23 protein-coding genes are annotated in these 22,235 nt (G+C 71.7%); 14 read left to right on the top strand and 9 right to left on the bottom strand.

Going from position 1 to position 22,235, the window contains the following annotated elements; genetic code table 11:
• On the top strand, positions 1-993 hold the full coding sequence (locus QSK34_RS11400; protein WP_285583984.1) for a LacI family DNA-binding transcriptional regulator: 993 nt from the start codon (positions 1-3) through the stop codon (positions 991-993).
• The gene (locus QSK34_RS11395) at positions 990-1,709 is read left to right on the top strand and encodes a sugar phosphate isomerase/epimerase family protein (protein ID WP_285582991.1); all 720 of its coding nucleotides are present in this window, start codon (positions 990-992) and stop codon (positions 1,707-1,709) included. The genes QSK34_RS11400 and QSK34_RS11395 overlap by 4 nt, the downstream gene beginning before the upstream one ends.
• Here the strand turns inward: QSK34_RS11395 and QSK34_RS11390 are convergent.
• Genes QSK34_RS11390 through QSK34_RS11380 form a run of 3 tightly spaced genes read right to left on the bottom strand, consistent with a single transcriptional unit; the run spans position 1,660 to position 4,669 of the window.
• Positions 1,660-2,490 carry a sugar phosphate isomerase/epimerase family protein gene (locus QSK34_RS11390; protein ID WP_285582989.1) on the bottom strand — a complete coding sequence of 277 codons (831 nt, stop codon included), beginning with the start codon at positions 2,488-2,490 and terminating at the stop codon, positions 1,660-1,662. The genes QSK34_RS11395 and QSK34_RS11390 overlap by 50 nt on opposite strands.
• Entirely contained in the window at positions 2,487-3,536 is a 1,050-nt protein-coding gene (locus QSK34_RS11385; RefSeq protein WP_285582988.1) for a dihydrodipicolinate synthase family protein, read from the bottom strand. Before QSK34_RS11385 ends, QSK34_RS11390 begins: the two co-directional genes overlap by 4 nt.
• Complete coding sequence (locus QSK34_RS11380; protein ID WP_285582987.1) at positions 3,533-4,669, bottom strand: Gfo/Idh/MocA family protein; 1,137 nt, start codon at positions 4,667-4,669, stop codon at positions 3,533-3,535. Before QSK34_RS11380 ends, QSK34_RS11385 begins: the two co-directional genes overlap by 4 nt.
• Positions 4,670-4,774: 105 nt before the next feature.
• Here QSK34_RS11380 and QSK34_RS11375 point away from each other — a divergent pair, with 105 nt between their 5' ends.
• Positions 4,775-6,322 (top strand): alpha-amylase family glycosyl hydrolase, encoded by a 1,548-nt coding sequence (locus QSK34_RS11375; RefSeq protein ID WP_285582985.1) that lies wholly within the window; start codon positions 4,775-4,777, stop codon positions 6,320-6,322.
• 4 nt (positions 6,323-6,326) lie between these two features.
• Here QSK34_RS11375 and QSK34_RS11370 read toward each other — a convergent pair whose 3' ends face one another.
• On the bottom strand, positions 6,327-7,193 hold the full coding sequence (locus QSK34_RS11370; RefSeq protein ID WP_285582983.1) for an NmrA family NAD(P)-binding protein: 867 nt from the start codon (positions 7,191-7,193) through the stop codon (positions 6,327-6,329).
• A gap of 58 nt (positions 7,194-7,251) precedes the next feature.
• Here QSK34_RS11370 and QSK34_RS11365 point away from each other — a divergent pair, with 58 nt between their 5' ends.
• Entirely contained in the window at positions 7,252-7,638 is a 387-nt protein-coding gene (locus QSK34_RS11365) for a winged helix-turn-helix transcriptional regulator (RefSeq protein WP_285582981.1), read from the top strand.
• Here the strand turns inward: QSK34_RS11365 and QSK34_RS11360 are convergent.
• Positions 7,622-8,848 carry an HRDC domain-containing protein gene (locus QSK34_RS11360; RefSeq protein WP_285582979.1) on the bottom strand — a complete coding sequence of 409 codons (1,227 nt, stop codon included), beginning with the start codon at positions 8,846-8,848 and terminating at the stop codon, positions 7,622-7,624. The genes QSK34_RS11365 and QSK34_RS11360 overlap by 17 nt on opposite strands.
• Positions 8,845-9,447: a DUF3000 domain-containing protein gene (locus tag QSK34_RS11355; RefSeq protein ID WP_030454338.1), complete on the bottom strand. Its 603-nt coding sequence runs from the start codon at positions 9,445-9,447 to the stop codon at positions 8,845-8,847. The genes QSK34_RS11360 and QSK34_RS11355 overlap by 4 nt, the downstream gene beginning before the upstream one ends.
• A gap of 489 nt (positions 9,448-9,936) precedes the next feature.
• Here QSK34_RS11355 and hemE point away from each other — a divergent pair, with 489 nt between their 5' ends.
• The 3 genes from hemE to QSK34_RS11340 are packed head-to-tail and all read left to right on the top strand — an operon-like array spanning position 9,937 to position 12,206.
• Complete coding sequence (gene hemE / locus QSK34_RS11350; protein WP_285582977.1) at positions 9,937-10,974, top strand: uroporphyrinogen decarboxylase; 1,038 nt, start codon at positions 9,937-9,939, stop codon at positions 10,972-10,974.
• Positions 10,974-11,432, top strand: coding sequence for a GNAT family N-acetyltransferase (locus QSK34_RS11345; RefSeq protein ID WP_285582975.1), 459 nt, complete (start codon positions 10,974-10,976; stop codon positions 11,430-11,432). The genes hemE and QSK34_RS11345 overlap by 1 nt, the downstream gene beginning before the upstream one ends.
• Before the next feature lie 12 nt (positions 11,433-11,444).
• Entirely contained in the window at positions 11,445-12,206 is a 762-nt protein-coding gene (locus QSK34_RS11340; protein WP_285582973.1) for a hypothetical protein, read from the top strand.
• On the opposite strand, the gene QSK34_RS11335 is transcribed toward QSK34_RS11340, so the two are convergent.
• Positions 12,189-13,166, bottom strand: a complete 978-nt coding sequence (locus QSK34_RS11335) for a DUF4349 domain-containing protein (RefSeq protein ID WP_285582971.1) — start codon at positions 13,164-13,166, stop codon at positions 12,189-12,191. The genes QSK34_RS11340 and QSK34_RS11335 overlap by 18 nt on opposite strands.
• 71 nt (positions 13,167-13,237) lie before the next feature.
• On the opposite strand from QSK34_RS11335, the gene hemG reads away from it, so the two are divergent.
• From hemG to QSK34_RS11320, 3 genes are read left to right on the top strand one after another with little or no spacing between them, the layout of a single operon-like run.
• On the top strand, positions 13,238-14,674 hold the full coding sequence (hemG, locus tag QSK34_RS11330) for a protoporphyrinogen oxidase (protein ID WP_285582969.1): 1,437 nt from the start codon (positions 13,238-13,240) through the stop codon (positions 14,672-14,674).
• On the top strand, positions 14,640-15,341 hold the full coding sequence (gene hemQ / locus QSK34_RS11325) for a hydrogen peroxide-dependent heme synthase (protein ID WP_285582967.1): 702 nt from the start codon (positions 14,640-14,642) through the stop codon (positions 15,339-15,341). Before hemG ends, hemQ begins: the two co-directional genes overlap by 35 nt.
• A 39-nt stretch (positions 15,342-15,380) precedes the next feature.
• Positions 15,381-15,938, top strand: a complete 558-nt coding sequence (locus tag QSK34_RS11320; protein ID WP_285582965.1) for a hypothetical protein — start codon at positions 15,381-15,383, stop codon at positions 15,936-15,938.
• Here QSK34_RS11320 and msrB read toward each other — a convergent pair.
• On the bottom strand, positions 15,913-16,323 hold the full coding sequence (msrB, locus tag QSK34_RS11315; RefSeq protein ID WP_030454330.1) for a peptide-methionine (R)-S-oxide reductase MsrB: 411 nt from the start codon (positions 16,321-16,323) through the stop codon (positions 15,913-15,915). The two genes, QSK34_RS11320 and msrB, sit on opposite strands and share 26 nt — an antisense overlap.
• 84 nt (positions 16,324-16,407) lie before the next feature.
• Here msrB and ligD point away from each other — a divergent pair, with 84 nt between their 5' ends.
• Together ligD and glgX are read left to right on the top strand one after the other, a co-directional pair.
• Positions 16,408-17,403 carry a non-homologous end-joining DNA ligase gene (gene ligD / locus QSK34_RS11310; protein WP_285582960.1) on the top strand — a complete coding sequence of 332 codons (996 nt, stop codon included), beginning with the start codon at positions 16,408-16,410 and terminating at the stop codon, positions 17,401-17,403.
• 103 nt (positions 17,404-17,506) lie between these two features.
• Positions 17,507-19,627, top strand: coding sequence for a glycogen debranching protein GlgX (gene glgX / locus QSK34_RS11305; RefSeq protein WP_285582957.1), 2,121 nt, complete (start codon positions 17,507-17,509; stop codon positions 19,625-19,627).
• On the opposite strand, the gene QSK34_RS11300 is transcribed toward glgX, so the two are convergent.
• A complete protein-coding gene (locus tag QSK34_RS11300) occupies positions 19,624-20,025 on the bottom strand; it encodes a hypothetical protein (RefSeq protein WP_034385123.1) in 402 nt (133 codons plus the stop codon). The two genes, glgX and QSK34_RS11300, sit on opposite strands and share 4 nt — an antisense overlap.
• A gap of 129 nt (positions 20,026-20,154) precedes the next feature.
• On the opposite strand from QSK34_RS11300, the gene QSK34_RS11295 reads away from it, so the two are divergent.
• The gene (locus QSK34_RS11295; RefSeq protein WP_285582949.1) at positions 20,155-20,892 is read left to right on the top strand and encodes a pyrimidine reductase family protein; all 738 of its coding nucleotides are present in this window, start codon (positions 20,155-20,157) and stop codon (positions 20,890-20,892) included.
• Positions 20,889-22,031 (top strand): ATP-dependent DNA ligase, encoded by a 1,143-nt coding sequence (locus tag QSK34_RS11290; RefSeq protein ID WP_285582945.1) that lies wholly within the window; start codon positions 20,889-20,891, stop codon positions 22,029-22,031. Before QSK34_RS11295 ends, QSK34_RS11290 begins: the two co-directional genes overlap by 4 nt.
• Positions 22,032-22,235 lie beyond the last annotated feature (204 nt).

Below are 22,235 nucleotides of genomic sequence, written 5' to 3'. Positions count from 1 at the left end.
CTGGAGGATGTCGTGGTCACGCTCGAAGACGTCGCACGCCATGCCGGGGTGTCCCTCGCGACCGCCTCACGGGTGCTGAACGGCAGCGCCCGCCAGGTCGGTGCGGGCCTCCGGGCCAAGGTCGAACAGGCCGCGGCCGAGCTCGGCTACCGCACCAACGTGGCCGCCCAGACCCTCGCCCGGGGGGCCGGGAACGTGATCGGCCTGGTCGTCCACGACCTGGTCGACCCCTACTTCGCCGCCATCGCCGACGGCGCCGTGCGGGCGGCCGAGGCCCACGGGATGGTCGTCATGGTCGGCACCACCCACCGCGACCCCGCCAAGGAGATCGCCTACGTCTCCTCCCTGGGGGCGCAGCGGGCCCGCGCGGTGATCCTGGCCGGGTCGCGGACCGACGACCCCTCGGCCGCGGCGCTGCGGGCCGAGCTCGACCGCTACCGGAACGGCGGCGGGCGGGTCGCGGTCATCGGCCAGGATCTTCTCGGCACCGACACCGTCGCCGTCGCCAACCGCTCGGGGGCGGCCGCGCTGGCGGAGGCGCTGACGGCCATGGGGCACCGCGACTTCGCCATTCTCGCCGGGCCGCCCGGGCTGATCACGGCCGTCGACCGGTGCGAGGGGTTCGTGGGGGCGCTTCCCGGGCCGGCCCCGCAGATCGTCCACGGGCCGTTCGACCGCGACGGCGGTTACGCCGCCGCCCGATCGATCGGGCCCGGCGTGACGTGTGTGTTCGCGGTCAACGACGTGATGGCGGTGGGGGCGCTGGCGGCCTTCCGGGAGCGCGGCATCCGGGTGCCCGACGACGTCTCGCTCGCGGGCTTCGACGACATCGCGACCCTGCGCGACCTCGTCCCGGCCCTGACCACGGTCCGGCTGCCGCTGGCCGAGCTGGGAGCGCGGGCGGTGGAGCTGGCCCTGGGCGACGGCGAGGAACCCTCGGTGATGCACGTCGAGGGCGAGGTCGTGATCAGGGAGAGTGTGCGGGCCCGATGAGATTCGCGTTCAGCACGCTCGGGCTGCCGGGCGCGTCCCTCGCCGAGGCCGTCGAGCTGGCGGTCCGGCACGGGGTCGAGGGCCTGGAGGTGCGGCTCCATGAGGACATGCCGCTGGACGTCGATCCGCGTGACGCCGGGCTGGAGGTCGTCTCGATGTGCGGATACGTCCGCATCGCCGAGACCGGTCCCGACGAGCCGGTGATCGCCGCGCTGAGAGGACAACTCGCCCTGGCCGACCGGTTCGGGGCGCTCGGCGTCCGGGTGTTCCCCGGCGGGAACGACGTCGAGGCCGCGCTCAGACGAATGGAGGCGGTCGCGGGGGAGACCCGCGCGCGGGTGCTGGTCGAGACGCACGACCACATGGCGACCGGGGCCGCCGTGGGGGCGCTGCTCGACCGGTTCGGGCGGCCCGAGGCGGCCGGGGCGATCTGGGACGTCCTGCACCCCTGGCGGAACGGCGAGGACCCCGCCGCCACGTTGGAGGCGCTCGCGCCGCATCTCGCCTACGTCCAGGTCAAAGACGCCACCGGCACCACGCCCCGGCCGATGGGGCACGGGGAGGTGCCGCTGGACGTCTTCGCCGACCTGCTCCGGGGCTATCCCGGGTGGTTCTCCCTGGAGTGGGAGAAGGCCTGGCACCCCGAGGTCGAGCCCCTCGGCGAGGTCATCCCCGGGGCCCGGGAGTGGGTGCGATCAGTCGTTCGTAGCGGGTGATCATCTCGGCCACCACCTCGTCGGGATCCCGCGCCCAGACCTCGGCGTTGAAGATCTCGACCTCGACGTCGCCGTCGTAACCGGCCTTGCGGACCGCCTCGGTCAGGGGCCCGAAGTCGATCACGCCGTCGCCCATCATGCCCCGGCCCAGCAGCACGTCGGCGGGGAGCGGGACCAGGAAGTCGCACACCTGGTAGCTGAAGATCCTGGCGCGGGCGATCTCGGTGAAGACCTCCGGGTCCCACCACACGTGGAAGGTGTCGACCACCACCCCCACGTTCTCGTAGGGCTCGGCCAGGTCGTTGGCCTGCTTCAGGGTCGACAACACGGCCCGGTCGGCGCAGTACACCGGATGGAGGGGTTCGAGCGCCAGGCGTACCCCCGCCTGGGCCGCGTAGGGGGCGAGCACCCCCAGCGACTCCGCGACCCTCGCCCGGGCGGCGGGCAGGTCGCGGGAGATACGGCCCAGGGGTTCGCCGGGGACCACGCCCGGGAGGCCGCCGACCACCATGACCAGGCACGACGCGTTCAGGGCCGCCGCCTCGTCGATGGCGCGGCGGTTGTCGTCGAGGGCGTCGTCGCCGGTCAGGAAACCGCCCCGGCACAGGGACGAGACCCGCAGGCCCGCGTCGCGGACCAGCTTGGCCGACTCGGCCAGGCCCTGGTCGGCGACGTTCTGCCGCCACAGGCCGACGGCCTCGAGGCCGTGCCGGGCGCAGCCCTCGACGGCCTCCCGCACGGTCCAGCGTCTGGTCGTCCACTGGTTGAGGGACAGGCTCATCGGCCGTACACCGCCTCCAGGGAGCGCATGCGGGCGGCGGCCAGGTCGGGGTCGGCGATCAGCCCGGCCACGGCGGCCAGGCGGTACACCTCGCGCAGGTGCGGGAGCGAGCGGGCCGACTGGGCGCCGTTGACCATGACGAAGGCGTCCTGGTGGCCGTTGAGCCAGGCCAGGAAGACGATGCCCGTCTTGTAGTGGAAGGTGGGCGCCTCGAAGATCTTCCGCGACAGGTCGACCGTGGGGGCCAGGACGCGGTCGTACTCGTCGAGGTCGCCCGCGTCCAGGGCGGTCAGCGCGGCCGAGGCCACGGGGGCGATGGCGTCGAAGATGCCGAGCAGGGCGTGGGAGCCCGACTTGATCAGGGACGGGTAGTTGAAGTCGTCGCCCGTGTAGAGGCGGACCCCCTGCGGCAGCGCCGCGCGCAGGGCCACCTCGTGGGCCTCGTCGAGCAGCGAGACCTTCACGCCCTCGATCTTCGCGGCGTTCTCCCGGACCAGGGTCAGGAACTCGGCCGTCGCCTTCTCGACGTCCCGGGAGCCCCAGTAGCCCGCCAGGTTGGGGTCGAACATCTCGCCGAGCCAGTGCAGGATCGCCGGCCGCTCGACCTCGGCCAGCAGGCGGCCGTAGATGTCGTGGTAGTCCTCCGGGTGCCGGGCCGCCGCCGCCAGCTGCCGCGACGCCATGATGATCACGCCCGCCCCGGCCTCCTGGACGGTGGCGATCTGCTCCAGGTAGGCGTCGAGCACGTCCTTCAGGTCGGCCGGGCCGGTGAGCTGGTCGGTGCCCGCGCCGCAGGCCACCAGGTCGGGGGCCTCGGCCGCGCTCAGCCGGATCAGCTCCTTCGTCGCCGCCCAGTCGAGGCCGGCGTTGCGCTGGGCGGTGTCCATGGCGTCGGCGACCCGGAAGCCGTGGGACCACAGGTGCCGCCGGTAGCGGAGGGTGGCCTCCCAGTCGACGACGGCCGCGCGGCCCGGCGTGTTGTCGGCGAGGGGATCGGCCACGACGTGCGCGGCGGCGTACACGACCCGGCTCTTGAAGCTTTTCACGACGTCACCGCCATGCGGCGGCCCTCGGCCGCCGACTTCAGGCCCAGTTCGGCCAGCAGCACCCCGCGCGCCCCGGAGCGCAGCGTGTAGGGGAACGGCGTGTCGTCGACGACGTGGCGGACGAACTGCTCCCACTGGACCTTGAAGCCGTTGTCGAACTCGGCGTTGTCGGGTACCTCCTGCCAGTCGTCGCGGAACCTGGCCGTGGCGGGCAGGTCGGGGTTCCAGACCGGCTTGGGCGTGGCGCTGCGGTGCTGGACGCGGCAGTTGCGCAGCCCGGCGACCGCGCTGCCGTGGGTGCCGTCTACCTGGAACTCCACCAGTTCGTCGCGGTTCACCCGGACCGCCCACGACGAGTTGATCTGCGCGACCGCGCCGCCGTCGAGCTCGAACACCGCGTACGCGGCGTCGTCGGCGGTCGCCGGGTAGGCCTGCCCGCGCTCGTCCCACCGCTCGGGGATGTGGGTCGTGACGTGGGCGTAGACCGAGGTCACCGAGCCGAACAGGTTCTCCAGCACGTAGGCCCAGTGGGGGAACATGTCCAGCACGATGCCGCCGCCGTCCTCGGCGCGGTAGTTCCACGACGGGCGCTGCGCGGCCTGCCAGTCGCCCTCGAACACCCAGTAGCCGAATTCGCCCCGGATCGACAGGATGCGCCCGAAGAAGCCGCCGTCGATCAGCCGCTTCAGCTTCAGCAGGCCCGGCAGGAACAGCTTGTCCTGGACGACGCCGTTCTTCACCCCGGCGGTCTCGGCCGTGGCGGCCAGCTCCAGCGCCTCGGCCGAGGTCTCGGCGGTCGGCTTCTCGCAGTAGACGTGTTTGCCGGCCGCGATGGCCTTCTTCGTCGCCTCGACCCGGGCCTGGGTGATCTGGGCGTCGAAGTAGATCGTGTTCGCGGGGTCGGCCAGTGCGGCGTCGAGGTCGGTGGTGTAGTCGGCGACGTCGTGCCTGGCGGCCAGCTCCTTGAGCTTGGCCTCACTCCGCCCGACCAGCACCGGCCGCAGCCTGACCTTCGAGCCGTCGGCCAGCACGACCCCGCCCTCGGCGTTGATCGCCAAGACCGATCGCACCAGGTGCTGCCGGTATCCCATCCGCCCGGTGACCCCGTTCATCACCACGCCGAGCTCGGCCATACGGTCCTCCTTAGGTGGAAAGCGCTTTCCGCACGGTACGTCGGCTCTCTCCCGAAGCGCAAGGGGTCTGGTTAACTAGGCAAACGACCAGCAAAAAGGGAGTGTGTGTTGAGTCAGTGGTGGCGTGACGCCGTCGTCTACCAGGTCTACCCCCGCAGCTTCGCCGACGGCAGCGGCGACGGCACCGGCGACTTCGCCGGAGCGCTGGCCCGGCTGCCCTATCTGGCCGATCTGGGCGTCGAGGCCGTCTGGTTCTCGCCCTTCTACCCCTCGCCGCTGGCCGACGGCGGCTACGACGTGGCCGACTACTGCGACGTCGACCCCCGCTTCGGCACCCTCGCCGACTTCGACGCCTTCGTCGCGGCGGCGGCCGAGCACGGCATCCGGGTGATCGTCGACATCGTGCCCAACCACTGCTCGTCGGCCCACCCGGCGTTCCAGGCGGCCCTGGAGGCCGGTCCCGGCAGCCCCGAACGCGACCTGTTCATGTTCCGCGACGAGCCCAACAACTGGCAGTCGATCTTCGGCGGCCCGGCCTGGACGCAGGTCGCCGACGGCCAGTGGTACCTGCACCTGTTCGACTCCTCCCAGCCCGACTGGAACTGGCGCAACCCGGCCGTCCCGGCGATGTTCGAGAAGGTCATCCGCTTCTGGCTCGACCGGGGCGTGGCCGGCCTGCGCGTCGACGTGGCCCACGGCCTGTTCAAGGACCCCGGCCTGCCGGACGTGCCCGACCCGGCGCCCTCCGACCGCCCCTCGCCGTGGTTCCACCGCCCCGAGCTCATCGGCCACTACGCGTCGTGGCGGGCCATCCTCGACTCCTACTCACCCGACGTCTTCCCGGGTGAGCGCACGGCCGTCGGCGAGTTCTGGGGCACCGAGATCACCCACCTGGAGCCCTACTTCCGTCCCGGCGGCATGCCCCAGGCCTTCAACTTCTTCCTGTTCCAGACCGCCTGGGACGCCGCCGCCCTCAAGCACACCATCACCACCTCGATCGGCCTGGCCGCCGAGTCAGACGTGGTCGCGCCGTGGGTGATCAGCAACCACGACGTCGTGCGCCCGGTCACGCGCTACGGCGGCGGCCCGCTGGCCACGCGCGATCTCGACGTGGACGTCGCCCTCGGCACCCGCCGCGCCCGCGCAGCCGCCCTGCTGCTGCTCGCGCTGCCCGGCTCGGCCTACGTCTACCAGGGCGAGGAACTCGGCCTCCCCGAGGTCATCGACATCCCCGACGCCTTCCGCGACGACCCGGTCTTCCACCGCACGGCCGGCGCCCGCCTGGGCCGCGACGGCTGCCGCGTGCCCATCCCGTGGTCCGGCACGTCCAAGCCCTACGGCTTCACCGAAGCGGAGTCGACCTGGTTGCCCCAGCCCGCGAACTGGGCCCCGCTGACCGTCGAGGCCCAGCAGGCCGACCCCGGCTCGACGCTCAACCTCTACAAGCGCGCCATCGCGGCCCGTCCGCGCGGCGGCGGCTTCGCCTGGCTCGACAGGGGCGACGACGTGATCGCCTTCACGCGGGGCGACGGATTCACCTGCATGGTCAACCTGTCGGCCGAGACGCTGCCGATCGAGGGCGAGGTCGTCCTGGCGAGCGGCCCGCTGGAGGGCGGCCTGCCGCAGGACACGGCGGTCTGGTTGCGGTCGTAGGTCGTCAGGGACGCCAGCTCCGTCTGGTGGCCCATTCGCTGAGCGTCGTCGTCCCGGTCGTGATCACGGCCGGGTCCGGCGCCGCGGGCGGCGGTGATCCGGGCGGGGGAGGGGCGTAGGCGGCGGCGATGCCCGCGGCGATCGCGGCGCCGGTGAACGGGGCCAGCATCCGTTCGTACTCCTCCGGCTCGACCGTCCGCCACCGCACCTCGCGGCCCAGCGCGGCGGTCAGCTCCGCGGCGACCTGGTGACCGGTCAGGGACTGAGGGCCGGCCACGATCCGTGCCGGTGGCGGAGCGGGGTCGGTGACGAGGTCGGCGACGACGCCGCCGAGATCGTCGAGCGCCAGCCAGGGAACCGGGAGGCCGGCCGGCAGCGGATAGGCGGCCTCCCCCTCGCCCACCCGGGGAAGCGACCAGGGGGCCGCGAGATTCTCCATGTACGTGAACGCCGGCGCCACGACGGTCGCGGCGTCCACCACGCCCGGCAGTTCGGCGGCCAGCAGCACCCGGGCGTCCACGAAGGGCACGCCGACGGGCCCGCCGGGCGTCGGGCCGCCGGTGTTGAACACCACTCGGGGCACCGCGCCGCCCTTGAGCGCGGCCAGCACCGCCTCGGCCTGCGGCACGGCCGCATCGGCGGCGAAGACGAGCGGCAGGTGCACGATGACCGCATCGGCCCCGGCGTAGGCGTGCGTCAGGGACTCGGGTACGGACAGGTCGGCGTAGACGGGTTCGGCGCCCGCGGGCACGGGCGTGGAGAGGTCGCGTACGGCCGCGCGGACGCGGTGGCCGGCGGCGAGCAGCCGCCGCACGACGGGGGCTCCCTGGACGCCGGTCGCTCCGTGGACGACCACGATCGATGTGTTCATGGACCGGCACGTTAGTTTCCGCCGGGAAGCAGTCCCTAGAACGGAATATAGTTTCCCAATGGGAACTGACGGGGCGGACGACATCGCCCGCCTGACCGCGGCCCCCACGAGTGAGTGCGGTGTCGAGCGCACGCTCCGGGTCCTCGACGGCAAGTGGTCGACCCTGGTCATCCGTGAACTGCTGAGCGGCCCCCGGCGATTCGGCGAACTGCGCTCGGCCTTGGGCGACCCCAGCCCCAAGACGCTCACCGAACGGCTCCGCATGCTGGAGAACCAGCAGATCCTCACCCGCACGGTGCACGCCGAAGTGCCGCCCCGGGTGGTCTACGAACTCACCGAACAGGGCCGGAGCCTCAGCGGCATCCTGCACGCCATGCTGGTGTGGGGCCAGGAGCACCCCCTCGTCGAGGAGTCCCCGGCCGCGCCGGTCAGATCTCGCCCTTGATCTCCAGGCGCTGGAGCGCCCGTGACATCGGATGGGCCGTCAGGCCGATCTGCCACTCGCGGGCGCCCAGCGCCCGCAGCCGTTCCGCGATGGCCTCTTCGTCGAGATCGGCCGGGGGCTCCCAGGTCAGCCGCCGCACCGCGTCGGGCTGGAGGAGGTTCTCGGTCGGCATGCGGTGTTCGTCGGCCAGGGCGGCGACCACCGCGCGGGCGGCGGCGAGGCGTTTGGCGGCGGCGGGGTCGCGGTCGGCCCAGCGGTTGGCCGGGGGAGGGCCGTCGCCGGGGCCGAGGGGCTGGGGCAGCTCCGACTCGGGCATGGTGCGGCCGCGGGTGATGGCGGCCAGCCATTCGCGCAGGTGGCGGCGGGCGCTGCGGCCGGTGAAGGGGGCGATCTCGGTCAGCGCCTTGGTGGTTCGGGGCAGGTCGAGGGCGGCCTGGACGATCGCCGAGTCGGGCAGGACCCGGCCCGGGGCCAGGTCGGTCTCGCGGGCCAGGGCGTCGCGGATGGTCCACAACTCGCGGACGACCGCGAGGCCGCGCAGGGCGCGGACCCGGTGGATGCCGCTGGTGCGGCGCCACGGGTCGGTGCGCGGGGGAGCCGTGGGGGCGGCGAGGATGGCCGCGAACTCCTCCATCGCCCAGTCGAGTTTGCCCGACTCGGTCAGCTCGGCGTGGAGGGCGTCACGCAGCTCGATCAGGACCTCGACGTCGAGGGCGGCGTAGCGGAGCCAGTCTTCGGGCAGGGGGCGGGTCGACCAGTCGGCGGCCGAGTGGCCCTTCACCAGGCCGAAGCCCAGGACGACCTCGACCATGGTGCCGAGACCGACGCGTTCGTAGCCGAGCAGCCGGCCGGCCAGCTCGGTGTCGAACAAGCGCCGCGGCCGGAAGCCGATCTCGGCCAGGCACGGCAGGTCCTGCGTCGCGGCGTGGAGCACGACCTCGGCGCCGGACAGGGCGGCGTCGAGCTGCGACAGGTCGGGGCAGGCGATCGGGTCGATGAGCGCGCTCCCACTGCCCGCCCGCCGGAGTTGCACGAGGTAGGCCCGGCCGCTGTAGCGGTAGCCGGAGGCCCGCTCGGCGTCGACGGCCACGGGGCCGGTCCCGCCCGCGAAAGCGTTCACCGCCGCCGCGAGGTCGGCGGCCTCCGCTATGACGGGCGGGATCCCTTCGCGAGGTTCCAGCAGAGGCTGAACGGTTGTCTCATCGGTCACGTACTGGTCTTCCGGTCTGTCTCTTCATCGGTGCGTCTCGGCCGCAGGGCCGTGACATCGGGCGGCAGGGGAGGTATCCCGGCGGCGATGCACATCAGGTCGCACCAGGCGGCGACGTGCGCGGAAAGATCCTCGTCGAGAGGGGACCATGACGCGCGCAGTTCCAGCTCGGTCGTGACGGGATCGTTGTCCTTGTTCCCGAAACCCTCGGACACCGCTCTGGTAACCGTACCTCCCGCGGCGGCGAACCCGGCGCCGTGGGTCTCCAGCGCGTCGGTGAGCCAGCTCCACGCCACCGGGCCGAGCAGGGGGTCGGAGGTGATCTCGGGCTCCATGTCGGCGCGCACGTAGGCGACCAGCCGGAAGGGGCCCTCCCAGCCGCGCTGGCCGTCGGGGTCGAACAGGACGATGAGCCGGCCCACGGCCAGTTCGTCGTCGTCGCGGTAGACCGACGCGCCCACGGCGCCCGAATAGGGGGCCAGCCGCTGCGGCGCCGGGATGTCTTCGAGCTCGATCTCGGGGCGCACGGTCGCCGGGCGCAGCGTCGCCATGGCACGGACGAACGCCTCCGGCGGCCCCGGGCGGTCACCGATCGACATGACGGGCGCGGAGGCGGGTCGCGGGACGAGACGGAGCAGGGGGGTGGTCGTCGCGGTCATCGGTGGTGATCAAGCCGCCGCCAGGAACAGGAACAGGGCGCTCCCGCAGATCACGCACGACCACTCGGGGCACACCTCGTGACCCTCCTCGCAGGGCGGCTGCGTGAACTCTCGCTCGGTGTCGCAGGAGGCACAGCGCTCAGTGCGGTGTTCGGGGGAACTCCACATCGAAGTCATCGCCCTTTCATCGGAACCGGTCCGTCCGACGGTGGCACGTCGCGCCGACAAAACCCCGCATCGCGCTCGGCGTGTCTCGAAAGTGGTATTGGAATCGATGCCGGAGCACCATTTGGCGAACACTTTGCCTAGAGCGGCGCTCACGAGGCGTTTGACCGGGGTGTCGCGAGGGCCCAACGATACCGATCATTGGGTGGTCCTGTACCCGGGGTCCTGGCACGGACCGGCGCCCGGGCGTGGGACTCTGGTGGGGTGAATCCCCAGCTGGCCGAGTCGCCCTTCCTGCTGGCCTGCCGCCGCCGGCCCGTGCCCCACACGCCCGTCTGGTTCATGCGTCAGGCGGGGCGTTCGCTGCCCGAATACCGCAAGGTCCGCGAGGGCACCGAGATGCTGGCCGCGTGCGCGACCCCCGACCTGGTCGTGGAGATCACGATGCAGCCGGTCCGCCGCTACGGCGTCGACGCGGCCATCTTCTTCAGCGACATCGTGGTGCCGCTCAAGGCCATCGGGATCGACATCGACATCAAGCCCGGCGTGGGCCCGGTCGTCGCCGACCCGATCCGCGACCCGGCCGGGATCGAGCGGCTGCGCCCGCTCGCGCCCGACGACGTCCCCTACATCACCGAGGCCGTGACCGAACTGGTCAGGGAGCTCGGCGCGACCCCGCTGATCGGGTTCGCCGGCGGGCCGTTCACCCTCGCGTCCTACCTGATCGAGGGCGGGCCCTCCAAGAACCACGACCACACCAAGGCCATGATGTACGGCGCCCCCGCGCTCTGGCACGCGCTCATGGACCGGCTGACGACCATCACGCTGGCCTGGCTGAAGGTCCAGGCCGACGCGGGCGCCTCGGCGCTGCAGCTGTTCGACTCGTGGGTCGGGGCGGTCGCGCCGCGCGACTACCGGGAGTTCGTGCTTCCGTACACCTCGAAGATCTTCGCCGGGCTCGAAGAGCTCGGCGTCCCGCGCATCCACTTCGGGGTCGGCACCGGCGAGCTGCTGCCCGTCATGGGCGAGGCCGGGGCCGACGTCGTCGGGGTCGACTGGCGGGTGCCGCTCGACGAGGCGGCCACCCGCGTCGGGGCGGGCAAGGCGCTGCAGGGCAACCTCGACCCGGCGATCCTGCTGGCGCCGTGGGAGGTCGTCGAGCAGCGGGCCCGCGCGGTGATCGAGGCCGGGCGGGTGGCCGAGGGCCACGTGTTCAACCTCGGCCACGGCGTGCTCCCCTCGACCGACCCCAACCAGGTGGCCCGGCTGACCGACTTCGTCCACGAGTTCAGCGCCCGCTGATGGAGATCGTGGTCGACGACCTCTCGGGACCGGAGATCGCGGCCTTCCTGGAGGAGCACATCCGGGAGATGCGCGCCACCACCCCGCCCGAGAGCAAGCACGCCCTCGACCTCGACGGCCTGCGCCGCCCCGAGGTGACCTTCTGGTCGGTCCGCGACCAGGGCGTGATCGTCGGATGCGGCGCGATCAAGGCGCTCGACGACGTCCACGCCGAGGTGAAGTCGATGCGGACCGCCGCGGCGCGCAAGCGCAGCGGGGTCGCGTCGCTGCTCCTCGGCCACCTCATCACCGAGGCGGCGCGCATGGGCTTCACCCGGCTGAGCCTGGAGACCGGTTCGGCCGCGTTCTTCGCCCCGGCGAGGTCCCTGTACGAGAAGTTCGGCTTCACCTACTGCGAGCCGTTCGCCGACTACCGGCCCGACCCGCTGAGCGTCTTCATGACGAGGACGCTGACCTGACAGGCTGACGCCATGCGGGTCGTCTTGCTCTCGGCGTTACTGCTCCTGCTCATCGCCTCGCCCTTCCTGCCCGGCGGCCACGACCCCCTGGCGCTGCCCCTCTCGACGCTGGTGCAGATCTTCGGGGCGGTGGGCCTGCTCACCGTGGTCACCTCGGCGCCGCTGCTGGTCTGGCCGCGCAACCGGTTCTGGCGGGTCGCCCAGACCGTCACCCTGACGGTCACCGCCCTGGCGGTCTCGGCCGCCGCGGCGGCCGAGTCGGGCCCGCTCCTGGGGCTGGCGGCGCTCGCCTTGTGGGTGGTGGTGCTCGCGCGGCGGCCCTCGCCCGTCTGTTTCGTGGTGCTGCCGCTCGTCGCGCTGGCCGGGCAGGCCGTGCTCAACCGCCCGCTGACGGCCTACGCCCGCGACACCGCGATCGCCGACGCCGCCGAGCTGATCGCGGCCGTCGAGAAGCGGCACGCCGACCACGGCGGCTACCCCGACGCGCTCACCGCCGTCTGGCCCGACTACCGGCCGGGGGTGCGGGGGGTCCGGCAGTATCACTACGCCCGGAACGGGGAGTCTTACGACGTCTCCTTCGAACTCCCCAGGTTCTTCTTCGACGCGTTCGGGACCAGGGAGTTCGTCGTCTACAACCCCAGCGACCGGCACCTGATGCCGAGCCATGCCTCCTGGGTGCTGCTGTGGTCCGACGCCCGGATCCGCAACCAGCAGGGCTGGTACGAGTCCCGCGACGCCGGACCACCGCACTGGAGGTCATTCCTTTTCGACTAGCTCCTCTTCCCGCGCCTCCGCGGCCGGGACGGGAGCCGGGACGGGAGCCGGGAGCGGCTGGCGGCGCCGCATCCGCCGCCACCACGGCAGCGCGAGCAGGGCCAGCACCGCCAGCACGACCAGCCACGGCAGCAGCGCGCCCACGATCGTCGACAGTGCCTCGGCGAAGTTCTTCAGGCCGGTCCAGCCCGCCTTCAGGCCGGCCAGGAAGCCCGTCTCCTCCACCACCGGCTTGACCGGTGGCGCCGACGGGCCGACGAAGGTGATCGTCACCGTCGCCATGCCGGTCTGCTCGGCCAGCGACTTCTGCCGGGCCTGGAGGGCCTCCAGGTCGGCGGTGCGGGACTGGATCTCCCGCTCGATGTCCATGATCTCGCCGATCTTCTCGGCCTTGGTGAGCAGCGTGCGGAACTGCGCCACCGCGGCCTCGGCCGACTTCACCCGGGCCGCGACGTCGGCGACCTCGCCGGTGACGTCCTGGGTGCCCTGGTGCAGCTGCTCGGTCTCGCCGAGTTCTCTGCCCAGGCGGCTCAGCGTCCCCGGGTACTGGCCCGGCGGGATCTTGAACGTGATCGTCGACTCCTGGCGGGAGGCGAAGGAGTTGGAACGCTCCTCCGCGACGTAGCCGCCGGCCTCGGTGACCATGCGCTTGGCCGATTCGGTGGCGGCGGCCACGTCCTTGGCCCGGACCGTCATCTCGGCCTTGTAGATGATCGCCCGGTCGACGGGGGCGACCGTCACGTTGGAGCCGGTGTCGGCCGCCTTGGCCTCCTCGCCGGCCGCGTCTTCGGCTTGGGGCTCGGCGGCGGGAGCGGCCGCCTCCCTGCTGAGTGAGGGCGCGTCGGCCGCGCCGCCCACCGCGGGGGCGCTCGTCGACTCGACGCCGCCGCCCGCACACGCCGTCAGGAGGAACGCCGCCACCACAAGCGGCAGTACCGCGCGTGAGCGCAAAGTGTTCATGACCCATTGACGTTCTCCGAGCGTGAACGGTTTTGGGCGGCGCGTCACGACTCAGTCACGGCCTTAGGGTGATGGTCATGGAGCGTTTTCACGTCGTCGTCGTGGGCGGCGGCATCGCCGGGCTCGCCGCCGCATGGCACCTGAGGAACGACCGCATCAGGGTGACCGTGCTCGACGGCGCGGGCCGCGTCGGGGGCAAGCTGGTCGCCACCGAGGTGGCCGGGGTGCCGGTCGACGCGGGCGCCGAGGCGCTGCTGGCCCGCCGTCCCGAGGGCGTCGAGCTCGCCCGCCTGGCCGGGCTGGGCGGCGACCTGGTCGACCCCGGCACGACCAGCGCCTCCGTCCTGTCCAGGGGCGAGCTGCGGCCGATGCCGAAGGGCCAGGTCATGGGCGTGCCGTCCGATCTGGTGGCGCTGGCCCGCTCGGGCGTGTTGTCGGCCGCCGGGCTGGCGCGGGTGCCGCTCGACCAGGTGCTGCCCGCGACCCTCGTGACGACCGACGTGTCGGTCGGCTCCTACGTCCGGGCCCGGATGGGCGACGAGGTGGTCGACCGGCTGGTCGAGCCGCTGCTCGGCGGCGTCTACGCCGGGTTCGCCGACCGGCTCTCGCTGGAGGCGACCATGCCGGCGGTGGCCGCGGCGGCCCGGTCCGAGGCGTCGCTGCTGCGGGCCGTGCGGGAGATCGCCGGCGCCGCGCCCGCCAACGCCGGTCCCGTGTTCACGTCGCTGAAGAACGGGATGGGCAGCCTGCCGCCCGCGCTGGCCGCCGCGTCCGGCGCCGAGGTCCGCACCGGGGTGATGGTGCGCGAGCTGGCCCGTACGCCCACCGGCTGGCGGCTGACCACCGGCCCCACCCGCGACGAGCACACCCTCGACGCCGACGCGGTCGTGGTGGCCGTGCCGGCGACCCCGGCCGCCCGCCTCCTCGAACGTGAGGTGCCCAAGGCCGCCGCCGAACTGGCCCGCATCGAGTACGCCAGCATGGCGATCGTCACCCTCGCCTACCCGATCGAGGCCTTCCCGCAGCTGCCGAGCGGCAGCGGCTACCTGACCCCGCCCGTCGAGGGCCGCGCGGTCAAGGCGGTCACCTTCTCCAGCGTGAAGTGGCCCCACCTGGCCGGTCACGGCTACGTCTTCGCCCGTTGCTCGCTCGGCCGCCTGGGCGAGGAGCGCCTGCTCCAGCGCGACGACACCGAGCTGGTCGCCCTGGCCATGAACGAGATGACCGAGATCATGGGGGTACGCGGCCTCCCGGCCGACACCCGGGTCACCCGCTGGGGCGGCGCCCTGCCGCAGTACGACGTCGGCCACAACGACCGGGTCGCCCGCGTCCGCGCGGCCGTGGCCGCGGTCCCCGGCCTGGCCGTCTGCGGGGCGGCCTACGACGGCGTCGGCATCCCCGCCACGGCCGCGACCGCCCGCGCGGCGGCCGCCCGGATTCTCGACCACCTGGATCCCCGGGCAGAATGGCGGCATGACGGACGGCACCCCGCGGCTCAAGGCGCGTGACCTCAACAATGTGATCCGCTACACCATGTGGTCGGTCTTCCGGCTGCGCGAGGGCCTCCCGGCCGAACGCGACGCCGTGGCCGAAGAGGTGGCCGAGCTGCTCGACCAGCTCGGGCAGAAAGACGTGGTGACCCGCGGCGCCTACGACGTGGCCGGGTTCCGCGCCGACGCCGACTACATGTTCTGGTGGCACGCCCCGACCCCCGAAGACCTCCAGGAGGTCTACGCCCGGTTCCGCCGCACCGCCCTCGGGCGGGCCAGCGAGCCGGTCTGGTCGGCGATGGCGCTGCACCGCCCGGCCGAGTTCAACAAGTCCCACATCCCGGCGTTCCTGGCCGAGGAGGAGCCGCGCGGCTTCGTGTGCGTCTACCCGTTCGTGCGGTCGCTGGAGTGGTATCTGCTCGACGACTCCGAGCGCCGGGCGATGCTGGCCGAGCACGGCCAGATGGCCCGCGACTACCCCGACGTGCGCGCCAACACGGTCGCCTGCTTCGCGCTGAACGACTACGAGTGGATGCTCGCCTTCGAGGCCGACGAGCTGCACCGCATCGTCGACCTGATGCGTCACCTGCGGGGCGCGAAGGCCCGTGAGCACACCCGGGTGGAGATCCCCTTCTACACGGGATCACGCAAACCCGTCACCGAACTGGTCAACGCCCTGCCTTAACCAGGCAGTTGTTGGCATACTCGTGGGCAAATGATGAAAATGGCACGATCCACCGGGAAACGTCGTAGGTCGCGATCGCGCACGGCCGAAGTGGTCGTCGGCGTCTCGTGCCTGGGGCTCGGAGTGACGGCCGTCGTGGTGCCGCTCCTGGCGGCGCGAGGGGAACAGGCCCCCGTACGCACCGCCTCGATCGAGGAGCCCACGGCGGCGGCGCTCGCCCCGGCGGCGCAGGCCCCGCCGCCTGCGGAGAAAACGGAGAAGAAGGCGAAGCGCAAGGAGTCGAAGTACTCCGACAAGGAGGCGCTGGCCTACTTCGACGAACGCTGGGACGACGCGACCCACCGCCACATCACCGACATCCGCACCACCGGCACCTACCTGCGCATCTACACCGACTTACCGGAGACGTCCGACAACTCCCCGGCCTCGCTGCGCCTGTGCGAGCGCGGGATGCGCTATCTGGCGGAGCTCGGCGTCAAGAAGCGGGTGGTGTTCGTGCAGGCCCGCACCGGGGGCAACGGCAACCCGGTGCTGGCCAACGTGCTCGGCCCGAAGGACGACGACTGCCGGGTCACTTATCCGAAGCCGAAGTCCTGAGCGTGAGCGCGACGGAGTTGATGCAGTAGCGGTCGTCGGTGGGCGTCGGGTAGCCCTCGCCGTGGAAGACGTGGCCCAGGTGGGAGTCGCAGGAGGCGCAGCGCACCTCGACCCGCACCATGCCGAGGCTGCGGTCCTCGATCAGGGTCACGTGGTCGCCCGCGCTGGGCTCGTAGAACGAGGGCCAGCCGCAGTGCGACTCGAACTTGGCGTCCGAGGTGAACAACTCCGCGCCGCAGGCGCGGCAGGAGTAGACGCCCTCGGTCTTGGTGTCGACGTACTCCCCGGTGAAGGGCCGCTCGGTGCCGGCCTGGCGCAGCACCCGATACTCCTCGGGGCTGAGCTGGGCGCGCCACTCGGCGTCCGTCTTCATGACCTTGTTCATCAGCCACCAGCCTTCTCTGGACGGGATTCCACCTGATCCAACCCACAGGAGAGGTGGAAGCTTCCCGATGGGTAGGGTTCGAACATGCCTTCGCCGTTCATCGAAATCGAGGCCGGGGGACGGACCGTCAAGGTCACCAACCCCGACAAGGTCTACTTCCCGGGCATCGGCGCCACCAAGCGCGACCTCGTCGAGTACTACCTGAGCGTCGGCGACGGCATCATGCGCGCGGTCCGCGACCGGCCGACGTACATCAAGCGGCATCCCGACGGGGTGCAGACCGACGCGATCTACCAGAAGCGCATGCCCAAGCACCCCGACTGGCTGGAGACCGCCGAGGTCCACTTCCCCAGCGGGCGCACCGCCGACGCGTTCCGCCCGACCGAGGTGGCCGGCATCGCCTGGTGCGCCAATCTGGGCACGATCGACTTCCACCCGTGGGCGGCCCGCGTCCCCGACCTCCACCACCCCGACGAGCTGCGCATCGACATCGACCCGCAGCCCGGCACCGGCTTCGACGAGGCCAGGAAGGTCGCCTTCACGGCCCGCGAGGTGCTGGCCGACCTGGGGCTGACCGGCTTCCCGAAGACGTCGGGCAACCGGGGCGTGCACATCTCGGTGCGGATCCAGCCACGCTGGACGTTCACCGAGGTCAGATATGCCGGAATCGGGTTCGCCCGCGAGGTCGAGAAGCGCGTCCCCGCCCTCGCCACCACGGCGTGGTGGAAGGAGGAGCGCGGCGAGCGCGTCTTCATCGACTTCAACCAGAACGCCCTCGACCGGACCGTCGTGGCGGCATACTCGGTGCGGGCCCGGCCCGACGGGCAGGTCTCGGCCCCGGTGACGTGGGAGGAACTGGAGTCGTGCGACCCCGCCGACTTCACGCTCCGCACCTTGCCCGCGCGGTTCGCCGAGATCGGCGACCCCCACGAGGCGATCGACGAGGTGGCCTGCGACCTGACGGGCCTCCTGGAGCTCTACGAGAAGGACGGCCGGGGCGACCTGCCCTATCCGCCCAACTACCCGAAGATGCCGGGCGAGCCCAAACGGGTGCAGCCGTCGAAGGACCGCGACCGATGATCCGCTCTTGTGACCTTCCCGGCTCCTTTTGGGCTGGGCTCCCACCTGTGTTAAATCGGATGAACGGGTAGGGAAAATCCCGGGAAGCGAGAATGGGACCTGCATGCGCGACGTCTGGCCAGGAGAGCCTTATCCGCTCGGCGCCACCTGGGATGGTGTGGGCACCAATTTCTCGGTGTTCAGCGAAGTGGCCGAGCGGGTCGAGCTGTGCCTCTTCGACGACGCGGGCGAGGAGTCCCGTGTCGACCTCTCCGAGATGGACGGCTTCGTCTGGCACGGCTACCTGCCCGGAGTCACCCCAGGCCAGCGCTACGGCTACCGGGTCCACGGCCCCTACAGCCCGCGCCAGGGCCACCGGAGCAACGCCGCCAAACTCCTCCTCGACCCCTACGCCAAGGCGATCGAGGGCGAGGTCAAATGGAACGAGGCGCTTTTCTCTTACGACTTCGCCGACCCCCGCCGGCTGAATCTCGGCGATTCGGCGCCCTACATGCCGAAGAACGTCGTCGTGTCGCCCTTCTTCGACTGGGGCAACGACCGGCCGCCGCGTATTCCCTACCACCAGACGGTCATCTACGAGGCCCACGTGAAGGGGCTGACCCGGCTCCACCCTGACGTGCCCGAAGACCAGCGGGGCACCTACGCGGGGCTGGCCCATCCGGCCGTCGTCGACCACCTGAAGTCGATCGGGGTCACCGCGGTCGAGCTGCTGCCGATCCACCAGTACGTGCCGGAGCACTTCCTGGTCGCCCGGGGGCTGACCAACTACTGGGGCTACAACACGATGGCCTACCTGGCCCCCCACAACACCTACTCCTCCTCCGGGCAGCGCGGGGAGCAGGTGCTGGAGTTCAAGGCGATGGTCAAGTCGCTCCACGAGGCGGGCATCGAGGTGATCCTCGACGTGGTCTACAACCACACCGCCGAGGGCGACCACATGGGCCCGACGCTGGGCTTCCGCGGCATCGACAACAGCTCCTACTACCGGCTGCAGGACGCCGACCGCCGCTACCACCTCGACTACACCGGCTGCGGCAACTCGCTCAACGTCCGAAGCCCCCACGCGCTCCAGCTGATCATGGACTCGCTGCGTTACTGGGTGCTGGAGATGCACGTCGACGGCTTCCGCTTCGACCTGGCCGCCGCGCTGGCCCGCGAGCTCCACGACGTCGACCGGCTCTCGGCCTTCTTCGACCTGATCCAGCAGGACCCGGTGATCTCCCAGGTCAAGCTGATCGCCGAGCCGTGGGACGTCGGCCCCGGCGGCTACCAGGTCGGCAACTTCCCGCCCCTGTGGACCGAGTGGAACGGCAAGTACCGCGACACGGTCCGCGACTTCTGGCGCGGCTCCTCCGCCACGCTGCCCGACTTCGCCTCCCGGCTGACCGGCTCCTCCGACCTGTACGCCACCTCCGGCCGCCGCCCCATCGCCAGCATCAACTTCGTGACCGCCCACGACGGCTTCACCCTCACCGACCTGGTCTCCTACGACCGCAAGCACAACGACGACAACCTCGAGGGCAACCGCGACGGCTCCGACGACAACCGCTCCTGGAACTGCGGGGTCGAGGGGCCGACCGACGACCCCGACATCACCGCGTTGCGCCACCGCCAGCGCCGCAACTTCCTGGCCACCCTGTTCCTGTCGCAGGGCGTGCCGATGCTGACCGCCGGCGACGAGTTCGGCCGCACCCAGGGCGGCAACAACAACGCCTACTGCCAGGACAACGAGGTCTCCTGGATCGACTGGTCGCTGGCCGAGACCGAGTCGGAGCTGCTGGGGTTCGTGCGGGAGATCGCCGCCTTCCGGCGCGACCACCCGGTGTTCCGGCGCCGCCGCTTCTTCTCGGGGCGGGAGCAGTCCGACGGGGTGCGCGACATCGTCTGGCTCACCCCGGCGGGCAAGGAGATGGACGACTCCGACTGGCACGCCGGCTACTCCAAGGCCGTGGCGGTGTTCGTCAACGGCGACGCGATCAGCGAGCCCGGCCCGCGCGGCGAGCGCATCACCGACGACTCGTTCCTGCTGCTGATCAACGCCCACCACGAGAGCCTGACGTTCACCCTCCCGGGGCGCGACTTCGCGGTGAGCTGGAAGTCCCTGTTCGACACCGCCGTGCCCTCGGGCGGCACCGCGCAGCCCCCCGCCGACGTCCGGCACACGGGGGCCGACATCGAGGTCGCGGCGCGGTCGTTCCGGGTGCTGCGGGCGGTCCGCCGCTAGCGGGTCAGCTCGGCCGCGGTCAGCAGGGCCAGCACGAAGGTGCAGACCCCCGCCAGGCCGTGCAGCCCCACCGCGACGGCCGGGAAGTGGGTCTCGGCGCCGCGGGCGTGCCGTCCGCCCCCGAGCCAGCGGGTGAACATCACGAACCCCAGGAACGCCACCAGGCAGAGCGCGCCGAACGATCCCCAGGCGTACGCGCCGGCGCCCGTGACCATGAAGGCGGCCCACAAGCCCAGCCCGGTCACCGCCAGGAGCGGATGGCTGAAGATCAGCGCCTTGGGGAAGCGGGTCACCTTGGTGGCCTGCTGGCGCAGCCCCCCGCCGCGTAACCACAGGTAGAGCAGGTAGACCCCGACGGATGCGGCGATCAACCACACGATCAACACGACAAGCGGCACGAAAACCCCCTCCGACCACATCTGGTTCGATCCAACACCGAACCTGACAATCGGCGACCGCTTGACATCAAACCGTTACCCCCCGGGAGGCTCTCCTCGGTTGTCGGACCGCTGTGACAGGGTGGGGTCGTGCGCCAGATACATCCCGAGCCGGCCGACGACCCCGACCTCCCGTCGGTCTACGCCTATCCTCAGGCCGAGTGGCTGCGCCTCAACATGGTGGCCAGCGCCGACGGCGGGGCCTGGCTGAAGGGCCTGTCCAAGGGGTTGTCCTCGCCGGGCGACCGGCGGATCTTCATGGTCCTGCGCGGGCTCGCCGACGTCGTGGTGGCGGGCGGCGCGACCGTCCGGATCGAGGGCTACGGCCCCTCCAAGCCCCGCGACACCTGGCGTCCGCTGCGCGAGGGCCGATCGGCCGCCCCACCCGTGGCCGTGATCACCCGCAAGATCGACCTCGACCTCGGCGGCGCCCTGTTCACCGAGTGCGCCCCCGAGTCCCGCACCATCGTGATCACCACCGAGTCGGCCCCCGCCGACCGCAGGGCCGAGGCGGCCCGCCGCGCCGACGTGATCGTGGCCGGTGAGCAGCGGGTCGACCTGGCCGAGGCGGTCGCCCAGCTGCGCGCCCGAGGGCTCGGCCGCATCCTCTGCGAGGGCGGCCCGCGCCTCAACGCCCACCTCGCGGCGGCCTCCCTGGTCGACGAGCTCTGCCTGACCGTCTCCCCCCTGATGATCGGCGGCGACGCCGCCCGCGTGCTCAACGGCACCGCCTCCCACACCCGGTTCACGCTGGCCGGGGTGCTGGAAGAGGAGGGCTCGCTGTTCTGCCGCTATGTCCGCGACCCACACCAGGAGGAGGCTCGATGACCACGCGCGAGCCCAAAGAAGCCAAGGCGGCCGAGCCCGATCCCGCCGCGCTCGACCTGCCCGTCCGGCCGCCCGTCTCGCCCATGCTGGCCAAGGCGGTCAAGAAGATGCCGGAGCAGGACGGCACCCTGTTCTACGAGCCCAAATGGGACGGCTTCCGGTGCATCGTGTTCCGCGACGGCGACAAGGTGTTCCTCGGCAGCCGCAACGAGCGCCCGTTCACCCGCTACTTCCCCGAGGTCATCGAGGCGGTCAGGCGCGAGCTGCCCGAGCGGTGCGTGCTCGACGGCGAGATCGTGGTCATGCGCGGCCCCGCCCTCGACTTCGACCAGCTCCAGCAGCGCATCCACCCCGCCGCCTCCCGGGTGAAGCTGCTGTCGGAGACCACGCCCGCCTCGTTCATCGCCTTCGACCTGCTCGCCCTGGGCGACGAGAGCCTGATCGACCGGCCGTTCGCCGAACGGCGGCGGCTGCTCGTCGAGGCGACCGCCAAGGCGGGCGACTCGATCCGGCTCACCCCGATCACGACCAACCACGAGCAGGCGCTCGAATGGTTCGAGATGTTCGAGGGCGCCGGGCTCGACGGCATCATCGTCAAACCCGGCGGGCTGCCCTATGAGCAGGACAAACGTGTCATGTTCAAGGTCAAGCACGAACGCACCTGCGACGTGGTGGTGGCCGGCTACCGCGAGCACAAGTCCGGGCCGATCGTCGGCTCCCTCCTGCTGGGCCTCTACGGCGACGACGGCAAGCTCCACCACGTGGGGGTCTCGGCGTCGTTCCCGATGAAGCGGCGCGAGGAACTGGTGGCCGAACTGGCCCCCTACCGGGTGACCGACCCCGCCGACCACCCGTGGGGCGAGTGGGCGTCGTGGGCTTCGGCCGGGGTCGGCGGCGGCCCCGAGGGGCAGCGGCTGCCCGGGGCGATCTCCCGGTGGAACGCGAAGAAGGACCTGTCGTTCATCCCGCTGCGGCCCGAGCTGGTGATCGAGGTGGCCTACGACCACATGGAGGGCGTGCGCTTCCGGCACACCGCGCAGTTCCGCCGCTGGCGGCCCGACCGCACCCCCGAGTCGTGCACGTATGAGCAGCTCGACGTGCCGGTGGCCTACAACCTCGACGACATCCTGGCCCGATGAGGCTGATCGCCGCGTGGAGTTCGCCGTGCACCCGGTGGAAGGCCAGATCTTGCGCTTCCGGTTCTGGTGATCCGGCGTCGCGGCGAGGAGCTGGAGCGGGTGCTCGGCGCCGGATGCGGCGCGGTGGGGAGACGGCGGGCAGGGCCGGGGTGGGCGGAGCCGTAACGGAGCAGAAAAAAGGCCTCCGCCTGGTGGGGGAGGCCT

Source organism: Herbidospora sp. NBRC 101105, assembly GCF_030269205.1.
Classification (GTDB): Bacteria; Actinomycetota; Actinomycetes; order Streptosporangiales; family Streptosporangiaceae; genus Herbidospora; species Herbidospora solisilvae.
Note: the sequence above shows the minus strand (reverse complement) of the source record. Positions and strands in the feature narration are given on the sequence as shown.

Excerpts from the sequence above, each read along its gene's own strand:
- QSK34_RS11290 (WP_285582945.1), top strand. The coding sequence starts at position 20,889 with ATGACCACGCGCGAGCCCAAAGAAGCCAAGGCGGCCGAGCCCGATCCC.
- QSK34_RS11390 (WP_285582989.1), bottom strand. The coding sequence starts at position 2,490 with ATGAGCCTGTCCCTCAACCAGTGGACGACCAGACGCTGGACCGTGCGG.
- QSK34_RS11370 (WP_285582983.1), bottom strand. The coding sequence starts at position 7,193 with ATGAACACATCGATCGTGGTCGTCCACGGAGCGACCGGCGTCCAGGGA.
- glgX (WP_285582957.1), top strand. The coding sequence starts at position 17,507 with ATGCGCGACGTCTGGCCAGGAGAGCCTTATCCGCTCGGCGCCACCTGG.
- hemG (WP_285582969.1), top strand. The coding sequence starts at position 13,238 with ATGGTCATGGAGCGTTTTCACGTCGTCGTCGTGGGCGGCGGCATCGCC.
- QSK34_RS11345 (WP_285582975.1), top strand. The coding sequence starts at position 10,974 with ATGGAGATCGTGGTCGACGACCTCTCGGGACCGGAGATCGCGGCCTTC.
- ligD (WP_285582960.1), top strand. The coding sequence starts at position 16,408 with ATGCCTTCGCCGTTCATCGAAATCGAGGCCGGGGGACGGACCGTCAAG.
- msrB (WP_030454330.1), bottom strand. The coding sequence starts at position 16,323 with ATGAACAAGGTCATGAAGACGGACGCCGAGTGGCGCGCCCAGCTCAGC.
- QSK34_RS11365 (WP_285582981.1), top strand. The coding sequence starts at position 7,252 with ATGGGAACTGACGGGGCGGACGACATCGCCCGCCTGACCGCGGCCCCC.
- hemQ (WP_285582967.1), top strand. The coding sequence starts at position 14,640 with ATGACGGACGGCACCCCGCGGCTCAAGGCGCGTGACCTCAACAATGTG.
- QSK34_RS11355 (WP_030454338.1), bottom strand. The coding sequence starts at position 9,447 with ATGTCGATCGGTGACCGCCCGGGGCCGCCGGAGGCGTTCGTCCGTGCC.
- QSK34_RS11395 (WP_285582991.1), top strand. The coding sequence starts at position 990 with ATGAGATTCGCGTTCAGCACGCTCGGGCTGCCGGGCGCGTCCCTCGCC.
- QSK34_RS11335 (WP_285582971.1), bottom strand. The coding sequence starts at position 13,166 with ATGAACACTTTGCGCTCACGCGCGGTACTGCCGCTTGTGGTGGCGGCG.
- QSK34_RS11380 (WP_285582987.1), bottom strand. The coding sequence starts at position 4,669 with ATGGCCGAGCTCGGCGTGGTGATGAACGGGGTCACCGGGCGGATGGGA.
- QSK34_RS11320 (WP_285582965.1), top strand. The coding sequence starts at position 15,381 with ATGGCACGATCCACCGGGAAACGTCGTAGGTCGCGATCGCGCACGGCC.
- QSK34_RS11340 (WP_285582973.1), top strand. The coding sequence starts at position 11,445 with ATGCGGGTCGTCTTGCTCTCGGCGTTACTGCTCCTGCTCATCGCCTCG.